Annotated in this window: 14 protein-coding genes; 7 read left to right on the top strand and 7 right to left on the bottom strand. The window is 63.8% G+C overall.

What is annotated here, in order from left to right; all coding sequences use genetic code 11:
• Genes dnaA through gyrB form a run of 4 tightly spaced genes read left to right on the top strand, consistent with a single transcriptional unit; the run spans position 1 to position 6205 of the window.
• Positions 1-1536, top strand: coding sequence for a chromosomal replication initiator protein DnaA (gene dnaA, locus O6P39_RS00005; protein WP_275609451.1), 1536 nt, complete (start codon positions 1-3; stop codon positions 1534-1536).
• Between the two features lie 29 nt (positions 1537-1565).
• Positions 1566-2672 carry a DNA polymerase III subunit beta gene (gene dnaN, locus O6P39_RS00010; protein ID WP_275609452.1) on the top strand — a complete coding sequence of 369 codons (1107 nt, stop codon included), beginning with the start codon at positions 1566-1568 and terminating at the stop codon, positions 2670-2672.
• Positions 2673-2681: 9 nt separating this feature from the next.
• Positions 2682-3791 (top strand): DNA replication/repair protein RecF, encoded by a 1110-nt coding sequence (gene recF / locus O6P39_RS00015; protein WP_275609453.1) that lies wholly within the window; start codon positions 2682-2684, stop codon positions 3789-3791.
• Positions 3788-6205, top strand: a complete 2418-nt coding sequence (gene gyrB, locus O6P39_RS00020; RefSeq protein ID WP_275609454.1) for a DNA topoisomerase (ATP-hydrolyzing) subunit B — start codon at positions 3788-3790, stop codon at positions 6203-6205. Before recF ends, gyrB begins: the two co-directional genes overlap by 4 nt.
• Positions 6206-6263: 58 nt before the next feature.
• Here gyrB and O6P39_RS00025 read toward each other — a convergent pair whose 3' ends face one another.
• The 4 genes from O6P39_RS00025 to glyQ form a co-directional block, all read right to left on the bottom strand.
• Positions 6264-7034, bottom strand: a complete 771-nt coding sequence (locus O6P39_RS00025; protein ID WP_275612045.1) for a lysophospholipid acyltransferase family protein — start codon at positions 7032-7034, stop codon at positions 6264-6266.
• A gap of 6 nt (positions 7035-7040) precedes the next feature.
• On the bottom strand, positions 7041-7571 hold the full coding sequence (gene gmhB / locus O6P39_RS00030; protein ID WP_275609455.1) for a D-glycero-beta-D-manno-heptose 1,7-bisphosphate 7-phosphatase: 531 nt from the start codon (positions 7569-7571) through the stop codon (positions 7041-7043).
• A gap of 100 nt (positions 7572-7671) precedes the next feature.
• A complete protein-coding gene (gene glyS / locus O6P39_RS00035; RefSeq protein ID WP_275609456.1) occupies positions 7672-9726 on the bottom strand; it encodes a glycine--tRNA ligase subunit beta in 2055 nt (684 codons plus the stop codon).
• A complete protein-coding gene (glyQ, locus tag O6P39_RS00040; RefSeq protein WP_275609457.1) occupies positions 9726-10673 on the bottom strand; it encodes a glycine--tRNA ligase subunit alpha in 948 nt (315 codons plus the stop codon). Before glyQ ends, glyS begins: the two co-directional genes overlap by 1 nt.
• Positions 10674-10862: 189 nt before the next feature.
• Here glyQ and O6P39_RS00045 point away from each other — a divergent pair, with 189 nt between their 5' ends.
• From O6P39_RS00045 to O6P39_RS00055, 3 genes are all read left to right on the top strand, one after another.
• Complete coding sequence (locus O6P39_RS00045) at positions 10863-11417, top strand: DNA-3-methyladenine glycosylase I (protein ID WP_275609458.1); 555 nt, start codon at positions 10863-10865, stop codon at positions 11415-11417.
• Positions 11418-11627: 210 nt separating this feature from the next.
• On the top strand, positions 11628-12515 hold the full coding sequence (locus O6P39_RS00050; protein ID WP_275609459.1) for a lysophospholipid acyltransferase: 888 nt from the start codon (positions 11628-11630) through the stop codon (positions 12513-12515).
• 137 nt (positions 12516-12652) lie between these two features.
• Positions 12653-12919, top strand: coding sequence for a PilZ domain-containing protein (locus O6P39_RS00055; protein ID WP_275609460.1), 267 nt, complete (start codon positions 12653-12655; stop codon positions 12917-12919).
• 96 nt (positions 12920-13015) lie between these two features.
• Here O6P39_RS00055 and ehuA read toward each other — a convergent pair whose 3' ends face one another.
• The 3 genes from ehuA to ehuC are packed head-to-tail and all read right to left on the bottom strand — an operon-like array spanning position 13016 to position 15209.
• Positions 13016-13840 (bottom strand): ectoine/hydroxyectoine ABC transporter ATP-binding protein EhuA, encoded by an 825-nt coding sequence (gene ehuA, locus O6P39_RS00060; protein ID WP_275609461.1) that lies wholly within the window; start codon positions 13838-13840, stop codon positions 13016-13018.
• Between the two features lie 56 nt (positions 13841-13896).
• Positions 13897-14553, bottom strand: a complete 657-nt coding sequence (gene ehuD, locus O6P39_RS00065; RefSeq protein WP_275609462.1) for an ectoine/hydroxyectoine ABC transporter permease subunit EhuD — start codon at positions 14551-14553, stop codon at positions 13897-13899.
• On the bottom strand, positions 14553-15209 hold the full coding sequence (ehuC, locus tag O6P39_RS00070; RefSeq protein ID WP_275609463.1) for an ectoine/hydroxyectoine ABC transporter permease subunit EhuC: 657 nt from the start codon (positions 15207-15209) through the stop codon (positions 14553-14555). The genes ehuD and ehuC overlap by 1 nt, the downstream gene beginning before the upstream one ends.
• Positions 15210-15256 lie beyond the last annotated feature (47 nt).

The raw sequence follows: 15256 nt of genomic DNA on the forward strand, positions 1-15256 counted from the left end.
GTGTCCGTGGAACTTTGGCAGCAGTGCGTGGAGCTTCTGCGCGACGAGCTGCCGTCCCAGCAATTCAACACCTGGATCCGACCGCTGCAGGTTGAAGCCGAGGGTGAGGAGTTGCGCGTCTATGCACCCAATCGCTTCGTGCTCGATTGGGTCAACGAGAAGTACATGGGGCGCATGCTCGAGTTGCTCAGTGAGCGTGGCAATGGCCAGATCCCGGCGCTGTCGCTGCTGATCGGCAGTCGCCGCAGCCGGACACCCCGTCCGGCGCTGGTTCCGCAGAGCCATGTGAGTGTGCCGCCGTCTCCTGCGCCCGCCGTTGTGGCGGCGCCGGTGGCCGCTGTCGCTCCCGCACCCGTGGTGGTCGCGGAGCCGCAACCTGTGACGGCGCAGCCTGTCGTCCAGCCGTTGCCCGATCTGGATGAGTCCAGTCCGGGGATCGATCCGTTGGCCGCTGCCATGCCGGCTGCTGCCGTTCGAACCGAACGCAACGTGCAGGTAGAAGGTGCGCTCAAGCACACCAGCTATCTCAACCGCACCTTTACCTTCGAGAATTTCGTCGAAGGTAAATCCAACCAGCTGGCCCGCGCAGCGGCCTGGCAGGTGGCGGACAACCTCAAGCACGGCTACAACCCGCTCTTCCTTTATGGCGGCGTCGGCCTGGGCAAGACCCACCTGATGCACGCTGTGGGTAACCATCTGCTGAAGAAGAACCCCAATGCCAAGGTCGTGTACCTGCATTCGGAGCGTTTCGTCGCGGACATGGTGAAAGCGCTGCAGCTGAACGCCATCAACGAATTCAAGCGCTTCTACCGTTCGGTGGACGCGCTGCTGATCGACGATATCCAGTTCTTCGCCCGCAAGGAGCGTTCCCAGGAAGAATTCTTCCACACCTTCAACGCCCTTCTCGAAGGCGGCCAGCAGGTCATCCTGACCAGCGACCGTTATCCGAAGGAGATCGAAGGCCTGGAAGAGCGCTTGAAATCGCGCTTCGGCTGGGGCCTGACGGTGGCAGTGGAGCCGCCGGAACTGGAAACCCGCGTGGCGATCCTGATGAAGAAGGCCGAACAGGCCAAGGTCGAGCTGCCGCACGACGCCGCGTTCTTCATCGCCCAGCGCATTCGCTCCAACGTGCGTGAGCTGGAAGGTGCGCTCAAGCGCGTGATCGCCCACTCCCACTTCATGGGGAGGCCGATCACAATCGAGCTGATCCGCGAGTCGCTGAAGGATCTGCTGGCCCTGCAGGACAAGCTGGTCAGCATCGACAACATCCAGCGCACCGTCGCCGAGTACTACAAGATCAAGATCGCCGACCTGCTGTCCAAGCGCCGTTCGCGCTCGGTGGCACGTCCGCGTCAGGTTGCCATGGCACTGTCCAAGGAGCTGACCAACCACAGCCTGCCGGAAATCGGCGTGGCCTTCGGTGGTCGGGACCACACCACGGTGCTGCACGCCTGTCGTAAGATCGCTCAACTCAAGGAATCCGACGCGGATATCCGCGAGGACTACAAGAACCTGCTGCGTACTCTGACCACCTGACGCAGCCTCACGAGGCAAGGGACTAGACCATGCATTTCACTATTCAACGCGAAGCTCTGTTGAAACCCCTGCAACTGGTCGCTGGCGTTGTCGAGCGCCGCCAGACGCTGCCGGTTCTTTCCAACGTCCTGCTGGTTGTGGAAGGTCAGCAGCTGTCGCTGACCGGTACCGACCTTGAAGTCGAACTGGTCGGCCGCGTCACCCTGGAAGATGCCGCCGAACCGGGCGAGATCACCGTGCCGGCGCGCAAGCTGATGGATATCTGCAAGAGCCTGCCCAGCGATGCCGTGATCGACATCCGCGTCGATGAGCAGAAGCTCCTGGTGAAGGCCGGCCGTAGCCGCTTCACCCTCTCCACTCTGCCGGCCAACGACTTCCCCACCGTGGAGGAAGGCCCCGGCTCGCTGACTTTCAGCCTGGTGCAGAGCAAGCTGCGCCGCCTGATCGACCGTACCAGCTTCGCGATGGCGCAGCAGGACGTACGTTACTACTTGAACGGCATGCTGCTGGAAGTGGGTGGCGGCACCCTGCGCGCTGTCGCCACCGACGGTCACCGCCTGGCCATGTGCTCGCTGAGCAACGGCGTGCCGGAAGCCCAGGATCGCCACCAGGTGATCGTGCCGCGCAAGGGCATCCTCGAACTGGCCCGCCTGCTCACCGAGCAGGACGGTGAAGTGTCCATTGTCCTCGGCCAGCACCACATTCGAGCAACCACCGGCGAGTTCACCTTCACCTCCAAGCTGGTCGACGGCAAGTTCCCGGATTACGAGCGTGTACTGCCCAAGGGCGGTGACAAGCTGGTCATCGGTGATCGCCAGGTGTTACGTGAGGCTTTCAGCCGTACCGCGATTCTCTCCAACGAGAAGTACCGCGGCATTCGCCTGCAGCTCTCCAACGGCCTTCTGAAAATCCAGGCGAACAACCCGGAGCAGGAAGAAGCGGAAGAAGAAGTGCAGGTCGACTACAACGGCGGCAGCCTGGAAATCGGCTTCAACGTCAGCTATCTGCTGGACGTCCTGGGCGTGATGGGTACCGAGCAGGTGCGCATGATCCTCTCTGACGCCAACAGCAGTGCGTTGGTGCAGGAAGCGGATAACGACGACTCGGCCTATGTCGTCATGCCGATGCGCCTCTGACGCGTATCGATGTCCCTGACCCGCATTTCGGTCACCGCGGTGCGCAACCTGCACCCGGTGACCTTCTCCCCCTCCCCCCGCATCAACATCCTCTACGGCGAAAACGGCAGCGGCAAAACCAGCGTGCTGGAAGCCATCCACCTGCTTGGCCTCGCCCGCTCCTTCCGTAGCCTTCGTCTGCAACCTGTGATCCAGTACGAAGAACCGGCTTGCACGGTTTTCGGACAGGTGCGTCTGGGCAATGGCTTCGACAGCAGCCTGGGCGTTTCCCGGGATCGCCAGGGGGAATTCCAGATACGTATCGACGGGCAGAATGCACGCAGTGCTGCGCAGCTGGCTGAAACGCTGCCGCTGCAGTTGATCAACCCGGACAGCTTCCGCCTGCTCGAAGGCTCACCCAAGGTTCGTCGGCAGTTCCTCGACTGGGGAGTGTTCCACGTGGAACAACGCTTCATGGTCGCCTGGCAACGACTGCAGAAGGCCCTGCGGCAGCGGAACTCGTGGCTCCGTCATGGTAAACTGGACGGTGCTTCGCAGGCCGCCTGGGACCGCGAATTATGCGCGGCGAGCGACGAAATCGACGCTTATCGGCGGTCCTATATCCAGGCGCTCAAGCCCCAGTTCGAGAAGACGCTGGCGGAGCTTATCCAGCTGGATGAGCTGACGTTGAGCTATTACCGGGGTTGGGACAAGGAGCGAGACCTTAGCGAAGTATTGTCTGCCAGCCTGCTGCGCGATCAGCAGATGGGACACACCCAGGCTGGACCGCAAAGGGCGGACCTGAGAATTCGCCTTGGGGGACACAATGCCGCGGAGATCCTGTCTCGCGGCCAACAGAAACTGGTGGTCTGCGCGCTGCGGATTGCCCAAGGGCACCTGATCAACCAGGCCAAGCGCGGCCAATGCGTTTACCTGGTGGACGACCTGCCTTCTGAATTGGATGAGAAGCATCGGCTATCGTTGTGCCGGCTTCTCGAAGATCTGGGTTGCCAGGTATTCATCACCTGCGTCGACCCGCACTTATTGAAAGACGGCTGGCGAACGGAAACGCCGGTGTCGATGTTCCACGTGGAACATGGACGAGTCTCTCAGGACACTACCATCGGGAGTGAAGAATGAGCGAGAACACCTACGACTCTTCCAGCATCAAGGTGCTGAAGGGGCTGGACGCCGTACGCAAGCGTCCGGGCATGTACATCGGTGATACCGACGACGGCACCGGCCTGCACCACATGGTCTTCGAGGTGGTGGATAACTCGATCGACGAAGCGCTGGCGGGCTACTGCAGCGAGATCAGCATCACCATTCACACCGATGAATCCATTACCGTCCGCGACAATGGCCGCGGTATTCCGGTGGATATCCACAAGGAAGAAGGGGTTTCCGCAGCCGAGGTCATCATGACCGTGCTGCACGCCGGCGGTAAGTTCGACGACAACAGCTACAAGGTCTCCGGCGGCCTGCATGGTGTAGGTGTGTCGGTAGTGAACGCCCTCTCCAACGAACTGCGCCTGACCATCCGCCGCGAAGGCAAGGTCTGGGAGCAGGTCTACCACCACGGCGTTCCGCAGTTCCCGCTGCGCCCGGTGGGTGACACCGAGGGCTCGGGCACCGAGGTGCACTTCAAGCCCTCCCCCGATACCTTCCACAACATCCACTTCAGCTGGGACATCCTGGCCAAGCGGATTCGTGAGTTGTCCTTCCTGAACTCCGGCGTGGGCATCGTCCTGCGCGACGAGCGCACCGGCAAGGAAGAACTGTTCAAGTACGAGGGTGGCCTGCGTGCCTTCGTCGAATACCTGAACACCAACAAGACTGCGGTGAACCAGGTCTTCCACTTCAACTGCCAGCGTGAAGAAGACGGTGTGGGCGTGGAGATCGCCCTGCAGTGGAACGACAGCTTCAACGAGAACATCCTCTGCTTCACCAACAACATTCCCCAGCGTGACGGTGGTACCCACCTGGCGGGCTTCCGCTCCGCCCTCACCCGTCACCTGAACAACTACATCGAGCAGGAAGGCCTGGCGAAGAAGTTCAAGATCGCCACTACCGGTGACGACGCCCGTGAAGGTCTGACCGCGATCATTTCGGTGAAGGTGCCGGACCCGAAATTCAGCTCCCAGACCAAGGACAAGCTGGTTTCTTCGGAGGTGAAGACCGCCGTGGAACAGGAAATGGGCAAGTACTTCGCCGACTTCCTGCTGGAGAACCCGAACGAAGCCAAGGCCGTGGTCGGCAAGATGATCGACGCCGCGCGCGCCCGAGAGGCCGCGCGCAAGGCCCGTGAGATGACCCGCCGCAAGGGCGCGCTGGACATCGCCGGCCTGCCGGGCAAGCTCGCCGACTGCCAGGAGAAGGACCCCGCCCTCTCCGAACTGTACATCGTGGAGGGTGACTCCGCGGGCGGTTCTGCCAAGCAGGGCCGTAACCGCAAGACCCAGGCGATCCTGCCGCTCAAGGGCAAGATCCTCAACGTCGAGAAGGCTCGCTTTGACAAGATGCTGTCCTCCCAGGAGGTCGGTACCCTGATCACCGCGCTGGGCTGCGGTATCGGTCGCGAGGAGTACAACATCGACAAGCTGCGGTACCACAACATCATCATCATGACCGATGCTGACGTCGACGGTTCGCACATCCGTACCCTGCTGCTGACCTTCTTCTTCCGTCAGCTGCCCGAGCTGGTCGAGCGCGGCTACATCTATATCGCCCAGCCGCCGCTGTACAAGGTGAAGAAAGGCAAGCAGGAGCAGTACATCAAGGACGACGTGGCCATGGAGGAATACATGACCCAGTCGGCCCTGGAAGAAGCCAGCGTGCACGTCAACGAAAGCGCTCCGGGCCTGTCCGGCGAAGCGCTGGAGAAGCTGGTCAACGAGTACCGCGGAGTGATGCGTACCCTCGCCCGCCTGTCCCGTCTGTACCCGCAGGACCTGACCGAGCACTTCGTCTACCTGCCGCGCATCGAGGTGGAAAAGCTGGGTGACCAGGCCGCCATGCAGTCCTGGCTGGAGCAGTACCAGGCGCGCCTGAAGGCCGTCGAGAAGTCCGGCCTGGTCTACAAGGTCAGCCTGCGTGAAGACCGCGAGCGTCACCTGTGGCTGCCGGAAGTCGAGATGGTCGCCCATGGCCTGTCGAGCTACGTCACCTTCAACCGTGACTTCTTCGCCAGCAACGATTACCGCGCGGTAACCGAGCTGGGCGCCAAGCTGAACAGCCTGATGGAAGACGGCGCCTACGTGCAGAAGGGCGAGCGCAAGAAGACCGTATCGAGCTTCAAGGAAGCCCTGGACTGGCTGATGGCCGAAGGCACCAAGCGCCACAGCATCCAGCGATACAAGGGGCTGGGTGAGATGAACCCGGAGCAGCTGTGGGAAACCACCATGGACCCGAACGTGCGTCGCATGCTGAAGGTGACCATCGAGGACGCCATCGCTGCCGACCAGCTGTTCAACACCCTGATGGGCGATGCCGTGGAGCCGCGCCGCGACTTCATCGAAAGCAATGCCCTGGCGGTGTCCAACCTGGACGTCTGATCTGCAGGCAAAAAGAAAGGGCCCTTCGGGGCCCTTTTCTTTTGTCCGGCTGAAAGTCTCAGGAGGCTTCGGCAACCGCCTGAGGGGTGGCCTCGGGCGGCAGCTCGCCCATCTCACGCAGGGTCTGCACGACCCAGTTCTCGGCGCGCTGGTTGAGCTCGGTGATGGCGCGAGCGCCCTCCCCCTCGGCGTACATCGCCGGGCCGATCACTACCTGGATGGTGCCGGGGTATTTCGCCCAACCGTTCTTCGGCCAGCAGTGCCCGGCGTTGTGCGCGATGGGCAGTACCGGCAGGTTGGCGTTGACTGCCAGGGCCGCACCGCCACGGGAGAACTTGCCGATCTGGCCGGTGGGAACGCGGGTGCCTTCCGGGAAGATCAGTACCCAGGCGCCCTGCTTCAGGCGCTCGTCACCCTGCTTGGCCATCTGCTTGAGGGCCACCTTGGGTTGGTCACGGTTGATGGCGATGGGCTTGAGCAGCGCCATGGCCCAGCCAAAGAAGGGTACGAACAGCAGCTCGCGCTTGAGCACCTGGCTGAGCGGCTCGAAGTAGCCGGTGAGGAAGAAGGTCTCCCAGGTGCTCTGGTGCTTGGCCAGGATCACGCAGGGCTGCTCGGGGATGTTCTCCACACCCTTGAGCTCATAGCGCACGCCGACCATCCAGGTGGCCAGCCAGACCGCGAACTTGCACCAGGCCTGGGCGATGAAGCGATAGCGCGCGCGGAATGGCAGGAAGGGTGCGATGAACAGGCTGAGGGTGCCCCAGACGAAGGCGCTGAACGACAGCAGCAGGTAGAAGAGAACGGTTCTGATGGCCTGCACTGTGATGAATCCTCAGGAAAGTAGATGGGCAGCGACTGCCGCCAGATCGTCGAATACCAGGGTGCCCTCGGGCAAGGCTTTGCCCAGGGTGCGCTCGCCTTTGCCGGTCTTTACCAACACTGGCTGACAATCGACGGCCAGCGCGGCGTCCAGGTCACCCCGGCTGTCACCCACGAACCAGATACCGTGGAGTTCCAAGCCGTAGTGGCGGGCGATCTGCTGCAGCATACCGGGTTTCGGCTTGCGGCAGTCGCAGCCGTCGTCGGGGCCGTGGGGGCAGTAGACGATCACCCCGAGCTCACCGCCCTGCTCCATCACCAGTTCGCGCAGGCGCTGGTGCATGCTCTCCAGGGTCGCCAGGTCATAGTAGCCCCGGGCGATGCCCGACTGGTTGGTGGCGACCGCGACGGTCCAGCCAGCCTTGCTCAGCTGGGCGATGGCGGTGATGGCGCTGGGGATCGGAATCCACTCGTCGAGGGATTTGATGTACTCGTCGGAGTCCTGGTTGATGACACCGTCGCGGTCGAGGATCAGTAGCTTCATGGGCGCTTCGATAAGTCAGACGCTGGGAAAAAGTCGGAAATGAAAAAGCCGGGAGTTCGTCACGGCGAACCGTTGCGAACTCCCGGCTTTCAGGTGGGCATCAGCCCAGCAGCGAGATGTCGGCGACGCCGAGGAACAGCCCGCGCAGCTTGGCCAGCAGCGCGTAGCGGTTGGCCTTCACGGCGCTGTCGTCCGCGTTGACCAGCACTTCCTCGAAGAAGGCATCGACCGGCGCGCGCAAGGCCGCCAGACGGGCCAGGGCTGCGCGATAGTCGCGAGCCGCGGCCAGCGGAGCCACTTCGCCTTCGGCAGCCGCTACGGCGCTGCCAAGGGCCTTCTCGGCGGTCTCGGCGAACAGGCTGGCGTTGACGGCGGCAGGAACCTCGCTTTCCGCCTTGGCCAGGATGTTCGACACACGCTTGTTGGCGGCCGCCAGGGCCTCGGCTTCCGCCAGCTGACGGAAGGCCTGCACGGCCTGCACGCGCTGGTCGAAGTCCAGCGGCGCGGTCGGCTTGAGGGCGCGCACGGCCTGGTACACGGCAACGTCCACGCCCTCGTCTTCGTAACGAGCGCGCAGGCGGTCGAAGACGAAGTCCTGCACCTGCTCGGACAGACCGGCGGCCTTCACCTTGTCGCCGTACTGGGCCACAGCCACGCCAATGGCGTCGGCAAGGTCCAGGTCCAGTTGCTTCTCGATGAGGATGCGTAGCACGCCCAGGGCGGCACGGCGCAGGGCATACGGGTCCTTGCTGCCGGTGGGCAGCATGCCGATGCCGAAGATGCCGACCAGGGTGTCGAGCTTGTCGGCCACGGCTACGGCGGCACCGGTCAGGGTGGTCGGCAGTTCGGCGCCAGCGCCGCGCGGCATGTACTGCTCGTTCAGCGCCAGGGCGACGTCCTTGGCCTCACCACCGGCGGTGGCGTAGTAGTAACCGGCGATGCCCTGCATCTCCGGGAACTCGCCGACCATCTCGGTGGCCAGGTCGCATTTGGAGAGGATGCCGGCGCGGGCGGCGTTGGTCGCGTCACCGCCGATGCGTTCGGCGATGTAGGCGGCCAGCTTGGAAACACGCTCGGCCTTCTCGTACACGGTGCCCAGCTGGGCCTGGAACACCACGTTCTTCAGGCGGGCGTTGAAGGCTTCCAGCGGCTGCTTCTGGTCCTGCTTGAAGAAGAACTCGGCGTCGGTCAGGCGCGGACGCACGACCTTCTCGTTACCGGAGATGATGTGCTCCGGTGCCTTGCTCTCGACGTTGGCCACGGTGATGAAGCGCGGCAGCAGCTTGCCGTTGGCATCCAGCAGGCAGAAGTACTTCTGGTTGTCCTGCATGGTGGTGATCAGGGCTTCCTGCGGCACGGCGAGGAAGCGTTCCTCGAAGGAGCACACCAGCGGCACGGGCCACTCGACCAGGGCGGTCACTTCGTCCAGCAGGTCGGCCGGAACCACGGCGGTGCCCTTCTGCTCGGCCGCCAGTTCGGCGACGCGCTTGGCGATGATCTCGCGGCGCTCGGCGAAGTCGGCCAGCACGTGGGCGCTGCGCAGGTCTTCCAGGTAGTTGGCCGGGCTGGAGATGCGCACGTTGTCCGGGTTGTGGAAGCGGTGGCCACGGGATTCGCGACCGGCCTTCCTGGTGAGGATCTCGCAGTCGACGACGGCGTCGCCGAACAGCATCACCAGCCACTGGGTCGGACGCACGAACTCTTCGCGGCGAGCGGCCCAGCGCATGCGCTTGGGAATCGGCAGCTCGTTCAGCGAGGTTTCGACGATGCCCGGCAGCAGGTCCACGGCCGGCTGGCCGGCGATGCTCTGGCTGAACTTCAGCTTCGGGCCGCTCTTGTCGATCTGCTCCAGGTCCACGCCGCACTTCTTGGCGAAGCCGAGGGCAGCCTGGGTCGGGTTGCCGTTGGCGTCGAAGGCGGCCTGCAGCGGCGGGCCGTCGAGGTTCACGGTGCGGTCGGGCTGCTGCACGGCGAGCTGGTCGATCTGCACGGCCAGGCGACGCGGCGCGGCGTAGCAGCGCGCGGCGGCGTAGGTCAGGCCGGCGGCCTTCAGGCCCTTCTCGATGCCGGCCAGGAAGGCTTCACCGAGGCTCTTCAGCGCCTTGGGTGGCAGCTCTTCGGTGCCCAGTTCGACGAGGAAATCCTTCGCGCTCATTATTCGGCCTCCTTCAGCTTGGCCAGTACTTCGTCACGCAGTTCGGCGGTGGCCATCGGGAAGCCGAGGCGGGCGCGGGCCTGCAGGTAGCTCTGTGCCACGTTACGGGCCAGGGTGCGCACACGCAGGATGTAGCGCTGACGCTCGGTCACCGAGATGGCGCGGCGGGCGTCCAGCAGGTTGAAGGTGTGCGAGGCCTTCAGGACCATCTCGTAGGTCGGCAGCGGCAGCTGCAGCTCGATCAGGCGGTTGGCTTCGCTTTCGTAGAAGTCGAACAGTTCGAACAGCTTCTCGACGTTGGCGTGTTCGAAGTTGTAGGTCGACTGCTCCACTTCGTTCTGGTGGAACACGTCGCCGTAGGTGACCTTGCCGAACGGGCCGTCGGCCCAGACCAGGTCGTACACCGAATCGACGCCCTGGATGTACATCGCCAAGCGCTCCAGGCCGTAGGTGATCTCACCGGTGACCGGGTAGCACTCGATGCCGCCCACCTGCTGGAAGTAGGTGAACTGGGTGACTTCCATGCCGTTCAGCCAGATTTCCCAGCCCAGGCCCCAGGCGCCGAGGGTCGGCGATTCCCAGTTGTCCTCGACGAAACGGATGTCATGGACCAGCGGGTCGATACCGATGGCCTTCAGCGAGCCGAGGTACAGCTCCTGGAAGTTCTCCGGGTTGGGCTTGAGGACCACCTGGAACTGGTAGTAGTGCTGCAGGCGGTTGGGGTTCTCGCCGTAGCGGCCGTCGGTGGGACGGCGGCTGGGCTGCACGTACGCCGCGTTCCAGGTTTCCGGGCCCACGGCGCGGAGGAAGGTGGCGGTGTGGAAGGTGCCGGCGCCAACTTCCATGTCATAGGGCTGCAGCACCACACAGCCCTGATCAGCCCAGTATTTTTGCAGGGCGAGGATCAGGTCCTGGAAGGTGGGCACGGCGGGCGTAGTCTGGCTCACGAATTTCACCTGTGCTGGGTATGCGACTAAAACCCGGCAGTATACCCCAAGACGCTTGCAGCTTGGGGCTCACAGCGATTTCCGGGCATCCAGCGAAAGATCACGAAGTGGCAGCAAAATCCGTCGGATGACTGTGTTTTCATACAGTGGATTGGCTATAGTCGGATTTTCCCTGTCAGGACGACTGCCATGCCCCGCTGCTTCTGGTGCAACGACGACCCGCTGTATATCGCCTACCACGATGCCGAGTGGGGCGTGCCCCAGCGCGATGCGCGGGCGCTGTTCGAGATGCTGATTCTCGAGGGCGCTCAGGCCGGACTGTCGTGGATCACCGTGCTGAAGAAGCGCGAGCGCTATCGCGAGGTGCTGTTCGGTTTCGACCCGGAGCGCCTGGCGCGCATGAGTGACGAGGAGATCGAGGCGCGCATGCAGGACCCCGGCATCATCCGCAATCTCGCCAAGCTCAAGGCGGCGCGGCAGAACGCCCAGGCCTGGCTGAAGCTGCCCGATCCAGTGGGCTTTCTCTGGTCCTTCGTCGGCGGCCAGCCCAAGGTCAACCACTTCAGCGAACGTGGCCAGGTGCCGGTGGTGACGCCCGAGGCCGAGGCCATGAGCAAGGCGCTGCGCAAGGCCGGCTTCACCTTCGTCGGCCCGACCATCTGCTATGCCTTCATGCAGGCCACCGGCATGGTGATGGACCACACCACCGATTGCGACCGCTACTCGGAGCTGACCGGCGCGTAGGGCGTATAACGCTCTGCGTTATACGCCGAGGCCCTGGTTCCCCACTCTGCCAGGGCCTGATCCAGGCGCTGCCCCAGCACGGGTACGGATCAGCTGAACCGGCGTACAACCGCGAACGGTTGTACCCCCTACGCGCTGTTTGCCAAGTGCCTTTCGCCTTCACTCTTCGCCGCTGGTTAGAATGTGCGCCTCTGAATGAAGGAGTTTCCCGTGGAGAAATTCAAGGGCGCACTGGTGGTGGGCTTCCTGCGCTTGTTCGCCATGCTGCCGTGGCGCGCGGTGGGGGCCTTGGGCGCGGGCATTGGCTGGCTGATGTGGAAGATTCCCAACCGTTCCCGCGAGGTGGCGCGGACCAACCTGGCGCATTGCTTCCCCGAGCTGTCCCAGGCGGAGCTGGAGAAGCTGCTCGGCCAGAGCCTGATGGATATCGGCCGTACGCTCACCGAAAGCGCCTGCGCCTGGATGTGGTCGCCGCAGAAGTCGCTGCAGTACATCCTCGAAGTGGAAGGCATGGAAGTGCTGGAAGAAGCGCTGGCCTCCGGCGATGGCCTGGTCGGCATCACCAGCCACCTGGGCAACTGGGAAGTGCTCAACCATTTCTACTGCTCCTACGCCAAGCCGATCATTTTCTACCGCCCGCCCAAGCTCAAGGCGGTGGACGAGCTGTTGAAGAAGCAGCGCGTGCAGCTGGGCAACCGTGTCGCGCCCTCGACGCCCGAAGGCATCAAGAGCGTGATCAAGGAAGTGAAGAACGGCGGCTGCGTCGGCATTCCCTGCGACCCGGAGCCGGACCTGGGCTCGGGCCTGTTCGTGCCCTACCTGGGCACCACCGCGCTGACCAGCAAGTTCGTGCCCTCCCTGCTCTCGCGCGGCAAGGCGCGCGGGGTGTTCTTCCACGCGGTGCGCCTGCCCGATGGCAGCGGCTACAAGGTGATCCTCGAAGCCGCGCCGGCGGACATGTACGACAAGAACATGGAAGTCTCGGTCGCCGCCTTGAGCCGCGAGCTGGCCCGTTACGTGCGCGCCTACCCGAGCCAGTACATGTGGACCATGAAGCGCTTCAAGAAGCGTCCACAGGGCGAGGCGAAGTGGTATTGAAGGCAGTCCGCGTTACCGGCGCTGGCCCTGGACTGGCGGCGCTGCGCCGCCCTTCCCGGCTGCGGCAACCGCCGGCTTGACCTGGGCCCCCGCTTTCAGGCCCATTAGTGCGCTGACATTCAGGACGGATGCCATCCATGGCCAACCAACGGCAACACCCGCGTACCCCGATGAAGTGCCGGATCAAGATCAGCCATCCCAGCCTGGGCGAGGTGTTCGGCCATACCCGTGACCTGTCCGACGGCGGTGTCTACGTGCGCCATGAAATGCTCGCCGGATTGGCCGCCGGCATACGAGTGAATGGCCAGGTGCAGGACATGCCCTTCGATGCGCCGATCCTGGAGATGGAAGTGATGCGCACCGACGCCGAGGGCGCTGGTTTTCGCTTCGTCGACAACGCCTGATATCTGCCTTTCATAGGAGCTTGCTCGTGAACAAATCCCCCTGTGGGGCTGGGGTTCGCGAGCAAGCTCGCTCCTACAGGGGACCTCGGCAGGTAATCAACTGGCCTCGTTCACCGCGCTGAGGAACGCCCGCGTCCGCTCATGCTGCGGATGGCCGAACAGCTGCTGCGGGCTGCCCTGTTCGAGGATGTTGCCCTGGTGGAAGAAGCACACGCGGTCGGCGAATTCGCGGGCGAAGCCCATCTGGTGGGTGACCATCAACATGGTCAGGTTGTGCTCGGTGCCCAGCCGGCGCACCACGTTGAGCACCTCGCCACACAGCTCCGGGTCCAGCGCTGACGTCACCTCGTCGAACAGCATCACCTTCGGCCGCATCGCCAGCGCGCGGGCAATGGCCACCCGCTGTTGCTGGCCGCCGGAGAGCTGCGAAGGATAGTGGTCGAGCTTGTCGCCCAGGCCGACCATCTCCAGCAACTCCACCGCGCGCTGGCGGGCTTCGTCGCGGCGCATGCCGAGCACCTGCACCGGTGCCTCCATCACATTGCGCAGCGCCGTCATGTGCGGGAACAGGTTGAAGCTCTGGAAGACCATGCCGATCTTGCTGCGCACCCGGCGCACATGGCTTTCCGGTGCGCGCACCAGGCTGTCGTTGCGCATCAGGTGGGTCAGCGGCTCGCCGTCCACCGAGATCACGCCGCTGTCGATGGTCTCCAGGGTCATCAGCGCGCGCAGCAGGGTCGATTTGCCTGAACCGCTGGGGCCGATGATGGCGACCTTCTCGTTGGCGCCGACTTCCAGGTTGAGGTCCTTGAGCACGCTGAAGCTGCCATAGCTCTTGCACACGTTGCGGAAGCTCACCATGGGCTGGGCAGTCTCGGCGCGCGCGGCCGGCGCATCCTGGGTGGTCACGCGGGGGGACATGACCCCAGCTGCTTGCAGGGAGTGAACAGTCATCGGTTTTCCTCCGGAAGAATCAGTCATGGCAGCGCCGTGCGTTTTTCCACCTGGCGGACCACGCCGGCCAGGCTGATGCTGATGAGCAGGAAGAACACCCCGACCAGGGTGATCGGCTCCAGGTAGCGGAAGCTGTCGGAGCCGATGTTCTTCGCCTGCTGCATGATTTCCACCACCGTGATCGCGGAGAGCACCGGGGTGTCCTTGAACATGGCGATCAGGTAGTTGCCCAGCGCCGGCAGCACCGGGCGGATGGCCTGGGGCAGGATCACCTCGCGGTAGGCTTTGAAGGGCGAGAAGTTCAGCGCCGTCACCGCTTCCCACTGTCCTCGCGGCACCGCTTCCAGGCCGGCGCGGTAGACCTCGGCGGTGTAGCAGGCGTAGTGCAGGGCGATGCCCAGCGTGCCGGCCACCAGCGCGGTCATGTTCAGCCCGTAGGTCGGCAGCACGTAGAACAGGAAGTACACCTGGATCAGCAGTGGCGTGCTGCGGATGAACTCGATCAGCCAGGCCGCCGGCCACGACAGCCAGAAGTGCCGGCTGCGTCGGGCAATGGCGAAGAGCAGGCCGAACACCACCGCCAGGGCGAAGCCCACCAGGGTGATGGCGATGGTGCGCAGCGAGGCGTGCAGCAGTTGCGGCAGAATCTGCCAGGCGAAGTCCCAGTCGAAGAGTTTCATCACAGGCCTCCGCGGATTCGGCCATGCCCCAACCAGCGCTCCACGCGCCGCATGAGGAAGACGATGATCTGGGCCATGACGAAATACAGCACCAGGGTGAGGACGAAGATCTTCAGCGTTTCGAAGGTCGCCTGGTCGAGCTGGCGAGCGCGGAAGGTCAGGTCGGAAAGGGTGATCAGCGACACCAGCGAGGTGTTCTTCAGCAGCTCGATCAGCAGGTTGGTGCCCGGCGGGATCGCACAGAGCAGCGCCTGCGGCAGGATGATCCGGCGAAAGCGCGTGAAGGGCGTCATGTTCAGCGCCAGCGCCGCCTCGTATTGCCCCTTGGGCACCGAGCCGATGGCGCCGCGCATCACCTCGGCCCCATAGGCGCCGATGTGCAGGCCCAGGCCGAGGATCGCCACGCTGTAGGCGCTCATTTCGAGATTGAACGGTGGCAGCGGCAGCACGAAGTACAGCCAGAACAACTGCACCAGCAGCGAGGTGCCGCGGAACAGCTCGATGTAGCCGATCGCCAGCCAGCGCACCGCAGGCCACGGCGAGAGCCGGCCGAGCGCGGCGATGACGGCGGCGATGACCGCCAGCAGGGAGCCGAAGAGGGTCACCTGGACGGTGACCCAGGCGCCCTCCAGCAGCAGAGGAAGCAATTCACCCATGATACGCATCCCGTAACGACAGGTTCGACGGAACGGCCAGGCGGGCG

Source organism: Pseudomonas sp. PSE14, assembly GCF_029203285.1.
Classification (GTDB): Bacteria; Pseudomonadota; Gammaproteobacteria; order Pseudomonadales; family Pseudomonadaceae; genus Pseudomonas.

Coding starts and splice junctions, on each gene's coding strand:
- gmhB (WP_275609455.1), bottom strand. CDS start 7,571: ATGAAGCTACTGATCCTCGACCGCGACGGTGTCATCAACCAGGACTCC.
- gyrB (WP_275609454.1), top strand. CDS start 3,788: ATGAGCGAGAACACCTACGACTCTTCCAGCATCAAGGTGCTGAAGGGG.
- ehuD (WP_275609462.1), bottom strand. CDS start 14,553: ATGAAACTCTTCGACTGGGACTTCGCCTGGCAGATTCTGCCGCAACTG.
- dnaN (WP_275609452.1), top strand. CDS start 1,566: ATGCATTTCACTATTCAACGCGAAGCTCTGTTGAAACCCCTGCAACTG.
- ehuA (WP_275609461.1), bottom strand. CDS start 13,840: ATGTCCCCCCGCGTGACCACCCAGGATGCGCCGGCCGCGCGCGCCGAG.
- recF (WP_275609453.1), top strand. CDS start 2,682: ATGTCCCTGACCCGCATTTCGGTCACCGCGGTGCGCAACCTGCACCCG.
- O6P39_RS00045 (WP_275609458.1), top strand. CDS start 10,863: ATGCCCCGCTGCTTCTGGTGCAACGACGACCCGCTGTATATCGCCTAC.
- ehuC (WP_275609463.1), bottom strand. CDS start 15,209: ATGGGTGAATTGCTTCCTCTGCTGCTGGAGGGCGCCTGGGTCACCGTC.
- glyS (WP_275609456.1), bottom strand. CDS start 9,726: ATGAGCGCGAAGGATTTCCTCGTCGAACTGGGCACCGAAGAGCTGCCA.
- O6P39_RS00055 (WP_275609460.1), top strand. CDS start 12,653: ATGGCCAACCAACGGCAACACCCGCGTACCCCGATGAAGTGCCGGATC.